The organism is Flavobacterium panici (assembly GCF_024499525.1).
In the GTDB taxonomy this organism is placed as follows: Bacteria; Bacteroidota; Bacteroidia; order Flavobacteriales; family Flavobacteriaceae; genus Flavobacterium; species Flavobacterium panici.
The window spans coordinates 1023857-1037024 of the sequence record NZ_CP100437.1 but is presented as its reverse complement, the minus strand read 5'-3'; the positions used below and the strand labels follow the sequence as shown (position 1 = coordinate 1037024).

The 13168-nt window shown below is 33.1% G+C and carries 17 protein-coding genes; 14 read left to right on the top strand and 3 right to left on the bottom strand.

Features of this window, described 5'->3' with window-relative positions; genetic code table 11:
- Positions 1–2: 2 nt before the first annotated feature.
- The 8 genes from NLJ00_RS04685 to NLJ00_RS04650 all read left to right on the top strand — a co-directional run bounded on the left by NLJ00_RS04685 (position 3) and on the right by NLJ00_RS04650 (position 7107).
- Positions 3–1784, top strand: coding sequence for a tetratricopeptide repeat protein (locus NLJ00_RS04685; protein WP_256636402.1), 1782 nt, complete (start codon positions 3–5; stop codon positions 1782–1784).
- Between the two features lie 131 nt (positions 1785–1915).
- A complete protein-coding gene (locus tag NLJ00_RS04680; RefSeq protein WP_053473066.1) occupies positions 1916–2227 on the top strand; it encodes a DUF4286 family protein in 312 nt (103 codons plus the stop codon).
- 156 nt (positions 2228–2383) lie between these two features.
- Complete coding sequence (locus tag NLJ00_RS04675) at positions 2384–2578, top strand: hypothetical protein (RefSeq protein WP_053473065.1); 195 nt, start codon at positions 2384–2386, stop codon at positions 2576–2578.
- Positions 2579–2720: 142 nt separating this feature from the next.
- Positions 2721–3506, top strand: a complete 786-nt coding sequence (rsmA, locus tag NLJ00_RS04670) for a 16S rRNA (adenine(1518)-N(6)/adenine(1519)-N(6))-dimethyltransferase RsmA (RefSeq protein WP_256636401.1) — start codon at positions 2721–2723, stop codon at positions 3504–3506.
- Positions 3490–4839, top strand: a complete 1350-nt coding sequence (mgtE, locus tag NLJ00_RS04665) for a magnesium transporter (protein ID WP_053473063.1) — start codon at positions 3490–3492, stop codon at positions 4837–4839. The genes rsmA and mgtE overlap by 17 nt, the downstream gene beginning before the upstream one ends.
- Before the next feature lie 112 nt (positions 4840–4951).
- On the top strand, positions 4952–5728 hold the full coding sequence (gene proC / locus NLJ00_RS04660) for a pyrroline-5-carboxylate reductase (RefSeq protein ID WP_053473062.1): 777 nt from the start codon (positions 4952–4954) through the stop codon (positions 5726–5728).
- A 405-nt stretch (positions 5729–6133) separates the two neighbouring features.
- On the top strand, positions 6134–6505 hold the full coding sequence (locus tag NLJ00_RS04655; protein ID WP_256636400.1) for an IS110 family transposase: 372 nt from the start codon (positions 6134–6136) through the stop codon (positions 6503–6505).
- Between the two features lie 8 nt (positions 6506–6513).
- Positions 6514–7107, top strand: a complete 594-nt coding sequence (locus tag NLJ00_RS04650) for an IS110 family transposase (protein WP_256636399.1) — start codon at positions 6514–6516, stop codon at positions 7105–7107.
- A gap of 147 nt (positions 7108–7254) precedes the next feature.
- On the opposite strand, the gene NLJ00_RS04645 is transcribed toward NLJ00_RS04650, so the two are convergent.
- The 3 genes from NLJ00_RS04645 to nhaA all read right to left on the bottom strand — a co-directional run bounded on the left by NLJ00_RS04645 (position 7255) and on the right by nhaA (position 9479).
- Complete coding sequence (locus NLJ00_RS04645) at positions 7255–7554, bottom strand: antibiotic biosynthesis monooxygenase (RefSeq protein WP_205720343.1); 300 nt, start codon at positions 7552–7554, stop codon at positions 7255–7257.
- Positions 7555–7727: 173 nt separating this feature from the next.
- Positions 7728–8270, bottom strand: coding sequence for a hypothetical protein (locus NLJ00_RS04640; protein ID WP_053474522.1), 543 nt, complete (start codon positions 8268–8270; stop codon positions 7728–7730).
- 63 nt (positions 8271–8333) lie between these two features.
- Positions 8334–9479 (bottom strand): Na+/H+ antiporter NhaA, encoded by a 1146-nt coding sequence (gene nhaA, locus NLJ00_RS04635; RefSeq protein ID WP_256636398.1) that lies wholly within the window; start codon positions 9477–9479, stop codon positions 8334–8336.
- 621 nt (positions 9480–10100) lie between these two features.
- On the opposite strand from nhaA, the gene NLJ00_RS04630 reads away from it, so the two are divergent.
- The 6 genes from NLJ00_RS04630 to NLJ00_RS04605 all read left to right on the top strand — a co-directional run bounded on the left by NLJ00_RS04630 (position 10101) and on the right by NLJ00_RS04605 (position 13155).
- Entirely contained in the window at positions 10101–10334 is a 234-nt protein-coding gene (locus tag NLJ00_RS04630) for a hypothetical protein (RefSeq protein WP_053473978.1), read from the top strand.
- Between the two features lie 81 nt (positions 10335–10415).
- Positions 10416–11363, top strand: coding sequence for a 2-hydroxyacid dehydrogenase (locus tag NLJ00_RS04625; protein WP_256636397.1), 948 nt, complete (start codon positions 10416–10418; stop codon positions 11361–11363).
- A 211-nt stretch (positions 11364–11574) separates the two neighbouring features.
- Entirely contained in the window at positions 11575–12000 is a 426-nt protein-coding gene (locus NLJ00_RS04620; RefSeq protein WP_256636396.1) for a DUF805 domain-containing protein, read from the top strand.
- A 22-nt stretch (positions 12001–12022) separates the two neighbouring features.
- Positions 12023–12301: a TM2 domain-containing protein gene (locus tag NLJ00_RS04615; protein ID WP_053473981.1), complete on the top strand. Its 279-nt coding sequence runs from the start codon at positions 12023–12025 to the stop codon at positions 12299–12301.
- A 90-nt stretch (positions 12302–12391) separates the two neighbouring features.
- Positions 12392–12655, top strand: a complete 264-nt coding sequence (locus tag NLJ00_RS04610) for a TM2 domain-containing protein (protein WP_053473982.1) — start codon at positions 12392–12394, stop codon at positions 12653–12655.
- A 239-nt stretch (positions 12656–12894) separates the two neighbouring features.
- Positions 12895–13155, top strand: a complete 261-nt coding sequence (locus NLJ00_RS04605; RefSeq protein ID WP_053473983.1) for a TM2 domain-containing protein — start codon at positions 12895–12897, stop codon at positions 13153–13155.
- Positions 13156–13168: the final 13 nt, after the last annotated feature.

Genomic DNA, 13168 nt, shown 5'->3' with positions numbered 1-13168 from the left:
ATATGAAAAACATCTTTATCTATATCGTTTTGTTGTGGTCTGGTTTTGCATTTTCGCAAAACGAACAGTTAGCAAACAATTACTACGACAAAGGTGATTTTGAAAAAGCAAAAATCATTTACGAAGATCTTTTAAGAAGCTCACCATCAAATACCCAATACTTTTTACGAACGATAGATTGTTATCAGCAATTGCAGCAATTTGACCTTGCCGAAAAAACAATTTTAAGTCGTTACAATGCCTATAAACAAGGTGTTTTTTTAGTTGAATTGGGATACAATTACCAGTTACAGAAAAACGAATCGAAAGCCAAAAATTACTATGAACAGGCAATCGATAAAATCAAAACCAGTCCCAATGATGTTTACGGAGTTGGAAATGCTTTCGAGAAAAAGGTTTTATTAGAATATGCCTTAAAAGCGTATCAAACCGCCATGCAGGTTCAGCCGAATTATAATTTCAATTTTCAAATTGGAATGTTGTACGGCCAGTTAGGAAAAACCGATTTAATGATAGATCTTTTGCTGACAGAATCTTATAATAACCAGCAAAACGCTAATTTAATCCAAACACAGTTATCCCGTTTTATGAACGGCGAAACAGATAATACGGCTTTTAAAGATGCTATGCGAAAAGCATTGATTTTAAGAACGCAAAAAGATCAGGATGTTTTCTGGAATCATTATTTAAGCTGGTTTTATGTACAGCAAAAAGAATTTGGAAAAGCCTTTATTCAGGAAAAAGCCATTTACAAACGCGAACCGGAATCTTTAATCAGTATTGTAAACTTAAGTCAGTTTGCCTTAAATGAAGATGACACAGACACCGCTTCTGAAATTCTGAATTTTATTCTTCTAAACACAAAAGATACAGATCTACTGATTCAGAGCAATGCCAATTTAATGCAGATTAAAATTGATAAAGCACAGGAAAAAGATTATCCGGCCATTACAGCAGAACTGCAGCAATTACTGGTAACTTATGAAATAAATCCTTTTACCTTATCTTTGCAATTAATTCAGGCACATTTCCTGGCTTTTAATTTAAAAAAGACAGAAGAAGCCAAAACAGTTGTAAAAAGAGCTTTAGAATTAAATTTAAACGCTTATCAACAGGCTGATGCAAAGATGGAGCTGGGAGATATTTTGCTTTTAGAAGAAAAGTTCAATCAGGCGTTGATTTATTATTCGCAGATTCAGCTGGATTTAAAGAATGATGTCATGTCGCATGAAGCAAGTTTAAAAGCAGCAAAAACAAGTTATTACAAAGGCGATTTTGAATGGGCTTTAAAACAGTTTAAAGAATTAAAATCGGCAAACACACAATTAATTGCCAACGATGCTCTTGAATATTTCTTACTGATAAATGATAATACCGTTGCCGATTCGACTCAAACAGCTTTAAAGCAATTTGCAAAAGGCGATTTTTTACTTTATCAGAATAAAAAACAAGAAGCAATTACACATTTTCAAAACATCCTGAAAACCTTTAAAGGGCAGGAAATCGAAGCTGTAACATTGTTGCGTTTAGGTAAAATATATGAAAGTCAGAAAGATTATACTTCGGCTTTAAGCCAATACCAGCAAATCATTGACAATCACAGCGACGGAATTTATGTAGATGAAGCATTGTTTTTCTCAGCAGAAATTTACAACGACGAATTAAAAGATGTAGAAAAGGCCAAGCCTTTATATGAAAAGGTAATTTTTAACCATCAGGATAGTATTTACTTTGTTGATGCCAGAAAAAAATACCGCGAGTTAAGAGGGGATAAGAATTTGTAAATTCCAATATTTAAATTCCAAATTCCAAAGAAAGAATTTATAAAAAAGTGATTTTTGGATTTAGTTCAATTAGATTCTAACCTTTTACAGAGAATCTAAAATCTAAAATCTGATATCTAAAATTAAGAAACATGATTATTTTCAACGTTACTACAAATATACACGAAAGCGCACACGATCAATGGTTAAAATGGATGCAGGAAAAGCACATACCGGAGATTTTAGCAACACAAAAATTTTCATCAGCAAGAATTGTAAAAGTTTTAGTTGAAGAAGAAATGGGCGGAATCACGTATTCTGTACAATATACAACAGACAGTAAAGATACTTTAGAGAAGTATTATTTAGAAGATCAGCCTAAATTTGATAGAGAAGCCTTAGAATTATTTGCAGATAAAATGCTTTCTTTCAGAACAGAGCTGGAGGTTATTTCAGAACATTAATTTTAGTTTTCAGTAAGAAGAAATAGCCCGCAGATTTGGCTGATTAAACGGATTTACACAGATTATAGATTTAAAATTTGTGATAATTTGTGTAATTCGTGGCAAAAAAATATAAAGCTTTGTGTCTTTGTTGCAACACAAAAAAACAAAGATATTATGGAAATCCGATTTCAAACTAAAGAAGAAAGCAATAAACAGCAGCAGGACGATTTTTTGAAATTATCAAAAGCGGAAAGGTTTTATAGTTTTTTACGTTTGAGCGAGCGAATAAGCAGATTTCCTGTAAAAAACAAAGTAGATAAAAATAAAGATAATTTTCAGATTATAATCGAACGGAAAAACAAAGAATAAACTTTGTGCCTTCGAGCCTTCGTGGCAAAAAAGAATAAAGCTTTGTGTCTTTGCGCCTTTGTGGCAAAAAAAGTGAAATAAGCTTTGACCCTTCGCCTCAAAAAGAATACTTTTGCGCCCTTGTGGCAAAACAAGAAAGAAAATGGAAAAAGTAAAAGCCAAAAAACATTTAGGACAACATTTCCTTAAAGACGAAAGTATTGCAAAAGCAATTGCCGATACTTTGAGTTTAAAAGGATACGAGGAGGTTTTAGAAATAGGACCAGGGATGGGTGTGTTGACTAAGTATTTGCTTGAAAAGCCCATAAATACACACGTTATTGAAATCGACACAGAATCTGTGGTGTATTTGGGCGAAAATTATCCAAAATTAAAAGATCAGATTATCTCTCAGGATTTTCTAAAATATAATATTAATGAAGTTTACAAGGATAAGCAATTTGCTATAATTGGAAATTTCCCCTATAATATTTCGACTCAAATTGTTTTTAGAACATTAGAGTTTAGAAATCAGATTCCGGAGTTCTCCGGAATGTTTCAAAAAGAAGTTGCAGAGCGCATCTGCGAAAAAAAAGGATCAAAAGCTTACGGAATCTTATCCGTTTTAGCCCAGGCCTTCTATGATACTGAGTATTTGTTTACTGTAAGCGAAAATGTTTTTATTCCTCCGCCCAAGGTCAAGTCGGGTGTGATGAAAATGACCCGAAAGGAAGATTATAGCCTTCCTTGTGGTGAAAAGTTATTTTTTACGGTTGTAAAAACAGCTTTTCAGCAAAGACGAAAAACATTACGTAACAGTTTGAAAACATTAAATTTATCAGATAAACTGCGAGAAGACACTATCTTTGATAAACGTCCCGAACAGCTAAGCGTTGACGAATTTATTGTTTTGACTCAAAAAATAGAAGCCGATGGAGTTCAAAGTTAGCAAAGAATTTATTCATCAATTAGAAGATTTAATCGTTAAGAAAAATGACAATGAACTTGAAATTTTACTTAATGACCTTCACCATGCTGATATCGCCGAAATCCTTGATGAACTGGATTTTGACGAAGCAACCTATATCTTTAAAGTTTTAGATAGTGATAAAACCGCCGAGATTCTTCTGGAATTAGAAGAAGATCTGCGTGAAAATATCTTAAGCCGACTTTCACCGAAAGAAATTGCCGAAGAGCTTGATGAGCTGGAGACAAACGATGCGGCAGATATTATCGCTGAACTTTCGCAGGAAATCAAAGCAGAAGTTATCTCTGAGTTACTTGACGTAGAACACGCAAAAGACATTGTCGAATTATTACGCTACGATGAAAACACGGCGGGTGGTTTGATGGGTAAAGAGCTTGTAAAAGTAAATGAAAACTGGAATGTTTTAACCTGCGTAAAGGAAATGCGAATTCAGGCAGAAAATGTTTCAAGAGTACATTCTATTTATGTTGTTGATGATGAAAACCGCTTAAAAGGAAGATTGTCTCTTAAAGATTTACTGACTTCATCTACAAAAACACAAATTGGCGATGTTTATATCCGAAAATTAAATTTCGTAAACGTTGATACCGAAGATGTTGAGGTAGCACGTATTATGCAAAAGTATGACTTGGAGGCAATTCCGGTTGTGGATGAGCTTGGTCGTTTGGTGGGAAGAATTACAATTGATGATATCGTAGACGTAATTAAAGAAGAAGCCGATAAAGATTACCAGTTAGCAGCGGGTATTACGCAGGACATTGAAACAAATGACAGCGTTCTTGAATTAACAAAAGCACGTTTGCCTTGGCTTTTAATTGGTATGGTAATCGAGATTGTAGCTTCTTTTGTTTTGAAAGATAATGAAACCGCTTTTCAGAAATATTCAACCCTAATTATTTTCGTGCCCCTGCTTTCGGCTACAGCCGGAAATATTGGAGTTCAGGCATCGGCAATCGTGGTACAGGGTTTGGCAAACGGAACTTTGAAAGAATTCAGCAAAAGTTATTTTAGCAAAGAAATTACCGTTTCGATGATTTCCGGAAGTATAATTTCCCTGCTTTTACTAGGATATCATTCTCTTATGTACGGACAATATTTAGTGGGAATTGCTATTTCGATCTCTATGATAGTAGTGATTATGTTTGCTGCAATTTTAGGAACCTTAGTGCCGCTTTTTCTTCATAAAAACAAAATCGACCCCGCAATTGCAACCGGGCCGTTTATCACTACAACCAATGATGTTTTTGGAATTATGCTCTATTTTGGAGTAGCCAAATTGATTCTTGGGTTTTAAATTTTTGCCACAAATTAATAGATTACAGTGATTTAAAATCCTTAAAATCTGCGTAATTTACAGCCGAAAAACAGGCTGTTAGCAAGTCCAAAATAAATTAAAACCAAGCAGGATGAAAGTACATATTATAGGGGGAGGAAACCTTGGGGTTTCTATTGCCTTGGGAATTGCAAAATTTTCTAAAAACAATCAGGTTACCGTAACCAGAAGAAACACTGCAAGTATTCAATATTTAGCCGAATACGGAATTACGGTTTCTAACGATAATAAACATAATATTCAGGAAGCCGATGTGGTAATTTTAACCATAAAACCGTATCAGGTAGATACTGTTTTGGCTGAGATTTTGCCGGTAATTCAAAATAAAACAATTGCTTCTGCCGTAAGCGGATTGTCTTTGGATGTTCTTCAAACAAAAACAAATAACGAATATCCGGTTGTGCGTATTATGCCAAATATTGCAGCACAATTTGGAGAATCGGCAACTTGTATTTCTTTCCCTGAAAAAGACAGAGAAAAAGCATTGCCAATTGTTGACTTATTTCAGGATTTGGGAACTGCTCCTGTAATAGACGAAAAATTAATGGACGCAGCGACAGTTTTAGGTGCATGCGGAACTGCATATGCTTTACGTTATATTCGTGCTTCTATGCAGGCAGGAATCGAAATTGGATTTGATTCTAATACTGCTCTGGCAATTGCCGCACAAACCGTAAAAGGAGCCGCAAAAATGCTTTTAGAAGAGAAAGTACACCCAGAACAATTAATTGACCGTGTAACAACCCCACAAGGCTGTACAATTGTTGGTTTAAATGAAATGGAACATAATGGCTTCAGTTCGTCTTTAATAAAAGGAATTAAGACTTCTTTGAAACAAATTAAAGGATAAGTAATAAATTCCAATATTTTAAAATTCCAAATTCCAATTTTTGTTGGGGTTTGGGATTTTTTGTTTTAGGTAAACCGCATTTGAACATTGTTTTGTCATTTCGAGGAACGAGAAATCTTCGCAATAAACTCTACAAAGATTGAGACATTAGATTGCGGAGCTACTTGCGAAAATTTCTCGTTCCTCCTTTAGATTTGTTTTTTAAAATTTAAGTAGATTTATGATTGAGAAAGGAAGCAAAAGTAAACTATTCGTTCCTCTGAGTTTGTGGCTCATATCTTGATTAAGACTTTGGCTTCCCTTTCATCAAAGACTCAGATAGAAATTTGGGCTAGTGACCCGTTATTAAGGAGTTGAGCTTATGATGAATTTCTCAAATCATTGTTGAATCGTAAAAGCAAAGTTATGAAAAACATTATTATTGGCATTGATATCAGCAGCAAGACTTTAGATATTTGTGTAAAAGAAGAATCATTAAATTACTTTTCTATTGAGAATAACGTTCCGGCTATAAAGCGCTTTTTTAAAAAATATTCAGATGAGAATGTAATTTTAGCAATGGAAAATACAGGCAGATACAATTGGAATCTTTTTGAAGTATTGGAAAAATTCAACTTTAAAGTTTATGTAATATCGGCTCTGCATATCAAGAAAAGTATAGGTCTTGTCAGAGGTAAAAATGATAAAATTGATGCCCTGCGAATTTGTAGTTTTATTGAGAAAAATTATCAAGAAAATAGAGAATGGAAACCAAGTTCGTGCTCCATTAAAAAATAAAAATACTATTGACCGAAAGAGCTTTAAGAATAAAAATCAAAAAGCAGCTTATGGTTCAGCAGCATGATTACAAATTAATGAAAGGCATTGGATTGGACAAAGAGCTAAAAAGTCTAAATGTAAAACTCATTAAAAATATTGAGGGACAAATTAAGGTTATTGAAAATGATATTGAAGAAGTAATCCATAATGATGAAAACCTAAGCTGTCAGCAGAAACTGATAAAATCTGTTCCTGGAGTAGGTCAGGTTTTATCATGGACATTAATATCAAAAACAGAAGGTTTTACAGTGATAACTGATCCTAGAAAAATGGCATGTTACAGCGGAGTTGTACCTTTCGATTTTCAATCTGGAACCTCATTAAAAAGAAGACCTGGAGTGTCAATGCTTGCCGATAAAAACCTGAAAACTATTCTGCATCTGGCCGCAATGAGCGCTGTTCGATTAGACAATGATTTAAGAAAATACTACATCAGAAAAGTTGATGAAGGAAAGAATAAAATGAGCGTTTTAAACGCTGTGAGAAACAAAATAATACATCGGGTTTTTGCGGTAATAAAAAACCAAACCTTTTATGAAAAAGATTTGGTTTTATCATAGAAATCGAAATGACAATATTGAGAGCAATTTGGAATTTTCTTTTTGAGATTTCCAAGGTTTACCGAATTGTCAGTCTGAGCGAAGTCGAAGACCTTATGCGCAATAAAGTCCTTCGACTTCGCTCAGGATGACATTTAGGATAATTGTTTAAGCAAAAACCTCAAAATGCTCGACTTTCTCTTCAAATTCTAATAAAAAGTCATCATCTTCAGGATAATATTTTGCTTTTTCGAAATCGTCTCCTGCAAAATTTTTAATTACTTCGAGATTTTCCCAATATGTAATTAGCGTAAAATGCGCTTCGTTGTTTTTGATATTTCTTAAAAAAGACAATTTTACAAAACCAGCTGTTTTTGAGTAATCAGGAATTGCAGTGTCATTTATGAATTGGGTATAAGCTTCATAATCTTCAACTTTTGTTTTTCCGTGCCATATTCTTGCTATCATAATGGTAAGTTTTAAAGTTATTGTTCGCTTTTTTGTCATTCCGAGGAACGAGGAATCGCACTAGAAGCTCGACAAAGATTTTCTAATCTGTGTAGAATAGTATTGCGGATTTTCTAGTGCGATTCCTCGTTCCTCGGAATGACAATATTGTGGGGAAATTGGAATTTGGAATTTTACTTTTGGGTTTTAATCAATCGAATATATTTCCTCCCACATTCTGAAAGCTTTGTATAGGAATTCATCGAGTTGCCATAATTTTGAATTGTCAATGTGTCTTTTACATAAGAAGCTTCGATTCCAACTGGGATTTCTAATTCTTTTGAAGAAGTTTCAGAATCCGAAACAGAATCATTTTCTTCTTCATGACTTATATCGCCTTCATATTCATCCCATTTTATACCTTCGAGAATCAAATATTTTTCTCCATATTTTTGGATTTTAAAAGTCGCAATTCCTTTAAGCTGTCTGGTTTTTGTTTTTAAGAAATAAGAATACCCGCTTTTTGTTTTAGTTATTTGTAAAGAAAGCTGACAATCATCAGAATCGTTTTCTTCGGCTTTTGTTTCATAAGTGCCTTCTATCAATTTTTTGTCAAATGGCTTTGGTAAAGTAACAGTAACAATTTTTTTTGAAATGGGAGTTTCAGAAACGGGTTTTTTGTCGTTACAAGAAAAAAGGAAGACAAAACTAAACAACAAACAATAATACTTTTTCATTTCTTAATTAAGATTATTAAAATTAAATCTGTTTATATCTGCGAAAATCTGCGTGCCAAAAAACTAAACGCTTTTATCTTTGGAAAGAACAAACTTTAAATAAGCAAATCCCAAAACGCCGGAAAGTACAGAAGCTATAATAATTGATATTTTAGAATACAGAATTGTTTCGGGATCTTTAAAAGCCAGGAGCGTAATAAAAATAGACATTGTAAAACCAATTCCGCCCAACATTCCGGCGCCTAAAATATGCGCCCATTTTAAGCTTTTTGGTAAAGCACATAATCCGGCACTTACGCCAATGGAAGAAAAAAGAGCAATTCCCAAAGGTTTTCCTATTACGAGACCAAGAATAATTCCAAATGTATTGGGATGATTTAATCCAGCATGCCAATCAGAATTTATGGCGATGCAAGTATTCGCAATTGCAAACAAAGGCAAAATAAAAAATGCCGAAGGCTTATGTAAAAAATGCTGAAATTTATAAGAGGACGATTTTTCGCTGCCGTCTCCAAACGGAATCACAAAGGCTAAAATAACGCCCGTTATTGTAGCATGAACTCCGGAGTTTAACATAAAATACCACATTATTACGCCGCCAATTAAATACGGAATTAGGTTGTAAACTTTCATTCGGTTTAAGAGAAATAATAAAATCCAAATTCCCAATGCAATGCCTAAATTTAAAAAGGCAATTGATTTTGTGTAAAAAACAGCGATGACAATTATGGCGCCCAAATCGTCTATAACGGCAAGTGCGGTTAAAAAGACTTTTAAAGATGCGGGAACTTTGTTTCCTAAAAGAGATAAAATTCCAATTGCGAAAGCAATATCTGTCGCCATTGGAATTCCGGCTCCGTTTTGCGTTGCCGTTTTAAAATTTAAAGCCAAAAATATAGCGGCAGGAACCAGCATTCCGCCAAAAGCAGCCATAATAGGCAATGATGCATTTTTTATATTGGAAAGTTCGCCATGATAAATTTCGCGTTCTAATTCTAAACCAATCAACAAAAAGAAAATCGTCATTAATCCGTCGTTAATCCAATGTGTAATCGAATGTCCGCCCAGATCTTTTTCCCAAAAAGAAATATATTCTGTCGCATAAGACGAATTTGCGGCAAACAAAGAAATAATCGTAACAAATAATAGAAGCAATCCTCCTGATTTTTCGTTTTCAAAAAAGGCTTTAAAAGTCTTGGTCAATTTCATTTTAGAAAGATTGTGTGATTTAGAAAAGAGAGAATTTCTTTGAGGCTTGTTTTTCAAAGTTAAAAAAAATCTGACCAATAAAAAAGTTTAGTTCGAGAGGGACAAAGGTTCAGAGGTTCAAAGAGACAAAGGTTTTGTCTGGTTTTATCGTAGAGACGCACTGCAGTGCGTCTAACCCAATTTGAGAAAAAAACCTATGCTCATTCTATGTCATTTCGACGAAGGAGAAATCGCACTCGTGAATCTATAAAGAGAATCGCCAATCTTTGTCGAGTTTCTAGTGCGATTTCTCGTTCCTCGAAATGACAAAACGAGAGGAATTATTTCAGTTAAAAAATAATAAAACTTTTAATATTTTGGACACATTTATGAGTCTTATTTAAAGAAAATTATTACGACTTTTGTGATAGTGACATTCCTAATCTCAAATAGGCAGAATAAAAGAGCTGAAGTAAATACCACAACTAAACTCTTGTAAAAATCTAAAATGCTTTAAATCTTGAATTTAAAGAAATGCTAGATTTTACTTTTAAATAGAAATTCGGCTAAAGCCTTTCCCTTTTAACATAAAAAAACCTCCAGTTAAAACTGGAGGCAATTTACTTATAAAAAAATAAAATAATGACTACAGAAAACCTTTCACAAGAATTTGAAAACAGATTAAAAGACTTTTTCATACACAGTATTGATCCTGAAGATATGGCCAAAACGATACGACAAGTAAATCATGCTCTTTCATTGTGCTCTATGCGCGGATGTGAAACTTTGGAATCTGAATTACCTAATATCGATGATAATTTTTATTGGCTCAATAAATTGGCAGAAGTTCTTGATCCTTATCTGGATGTTGATTAAGTAATTGAAATTGTGTTTTCATTTAAAAATGGAACAATTAAGAATTAGCTGTATTTTTGTTTTAATAAAACAGAATAAAATATGAGTGTAAAAATTCTTCATATCGACAGCAATCACCCTATTCTTTGGCAACAACTTGAAGAAGCGGGTTTTGAAAATCACGCCGATTTTAAATCTTCTAAAGAAGAAATTGAAGCTAAAATTCAGGATTATAACGGGATCGTAATTCGCAGCAGATTTAAAATTGATAAAACATTTCTGGACAAAGCGACCAATTTACAGTTTATTGCACGTGTTGGTGCGGGTTTAGAAAGTATTGACTGTGATTACGCTTTATCTAAAGATATTGAACTAATCGCCGCTCCCGAAGGAAATCGAAATGCGGTTGCAGAACATACTTTAGGGATGATTCTTTCTCTTTTTAATAAATTGAATATTGCCGATTATGAAATTCGTTCGGGTCAATGGAACAGAGAAAGTAACCGTGGTCACGAACTGGATGGAAAAACGGTAGGGATTATTGGTTATGGAAATATGGGTAAAGCATTTGCAAAAAAACTGAGAGGGTTTGATGTCGAAGTTTTATGTTATGATATTCAGGATAATGTGGGAGATGAAAATGCCAGACAAGTTTCATTAAAGGAACTTAAGGAAAAAACAGATGTTTTGAGTCTGCACATTCCGTGGACTCCAGAAACGGATAGAATGGTTGATGCTGCGTTTATTAACGAATTCAAAAAGCCAATATGGATAATTAATACTTCGAGAGGTAAAAATATTGTTACGGCAGATTTAGTTGAGACAATGAAAACCGGGAAAGTACTTGGTGCAGGTCTTGATGTTTTGGAATATGAAAAGCTGTCTTTTGAAACTCTTTTTCAGGATAAAAATACTCCCGAAGCTTTTCAGTATTTATTAGACGGGCGAAAAGTAATTTTAACGCCTCATATTGCAGGTTGGACTTTTGAAAGTCACGAGCGTTTGGCACAGGTTATTGTTGATAAAATAAAAAAAGTGTATTCGAAGTAAATTATTGATATCAGAATTTAATTACTTCTTGATTTCAATAAAATCAGTTTAGTTTTTAATAACAAGGCAATTCTGTAAAAGTAATGTTCATTATTAGTTTTTAAAATTATTTTTGTTTAATATTGTTTTCGATTTTTTTAACAAAATTTTAGAAAAGGAGAAACTGAAAATCCTAAAAAGAGTAGGGGTAAACTAACTAATTTATTAATTTATGATTGAATGGTACAAAAAAGTGGTTTTTGAAAACTATGCAAACTTTAAAGGTCGTGCAAGAAGAAGTGAATATTGGTATTTTGCACTTGCAAATGGTATAATTTCATTTTCATTAATAATTATTGGAGTTATACTTGGGACAATATTTGGTGACGCTATGACAGGAGGAATCATTGGATATGTTCTTGTGATACTTTATTCATTGGCAACACTTTTTCCAAGTTTAGGTGTATTAGTTAGAAGATTACACGATGTTGGAAAAAGCGGCTGGTTTTATTTTGTTGCTTTTATTCCATTAGCCGGCCCAATCTGGATTTTGATTTTATTATGTACAGATGGAGACTACGGACCAAATCAATACGGATCAGACCCTAAAAATGATATCGAAGAAATCAATGAAATTGGTAAAGTTGAATTGCAATAATTAATTAACTAAATATATAAAAATGGAGACTACAAAACCAGAATCTTGGAATACACCATCTGAACCAAAAGCAGAAAACAAAAAAGTTGTTGCCGGAATCCTTGGAATCTTATTAGGTGGATTTGGAATTCACAAATTTATCTTAGGATATACACAAGAAGGAATTATCCAATTAGTAATTACTCTTGTTACTTGCGGAGTTGGAAGTATAATTGGTTTCGTTGAAGGAATCATTTACCTGACAAAATCAGACGAAGAATTTTACCAAACTTACCAAGTAGGTAAGAAAGGCTGGTTCTAAAAACATATTTATCCCATTTGTATCATAACAAATGGGATTTTTTTTGCCCGATTATTTTTTAATTTAAATACTAATTTTAAGAATAAAACTATGGAAAACACACAATCAGAATTTGGAGGACCAAAACCAGAAAACAAAAAAGTTGTTGCTGGAATTCTAGCTATTTTATTAGGAGTATTAGGAATTCATAAATTCTATTTAGGATATAGTAAAGAAGGCATTATTCAGCTTGTTTTAGGTCTTTTATGCGGAATAGGAGGTTTAATAGGCTTAATTGAAGGAATTATTTATCTGACAAAATCAGATGAAGATTTTTATCAAACGTATCAAGTTGGCAGAAAAGGCTGGTTTTAATCCTGAAAAGTAAAACGAACTAGTTTTAAAACAAAATTGTAAACATAAAATCCCATTTGTATAAGCAAATGGGATTTTTTTATGTACAGATTAAATATAATTCCTCTATTCGAAGATTGATTCATAAATGTCTTTTTATAATACTTTGATGGCTTTTAGTGGTTTAAGCTTTATGTTTAAGGGGGTAATATTGCGGGTTTTTAGAAATAATTAAGAAGTTAAAAATTAGATTTATTATTATGGAAAACGAAGATTTAAATTCAGGAAAAGTAGAGAATAAAAAAGTTACTGCCGGGGTTCTAGGGATTTTGTTAGGATCATTTGGAGTACATAAATTTTATTTGGGTTATCAAAAAGAAGGAATTATTCAACTTATAGTTACTTTAATTACTTGTGGTTTAGGTGGAATTGTTGGTTTTATTGAAGGTATTATCTATCTAACAAAATCAGATGAAGAATTTTACCAGACATATCAGGTTGGTAAAAAGCCATGGTTTTAATCCTAATAGAAAA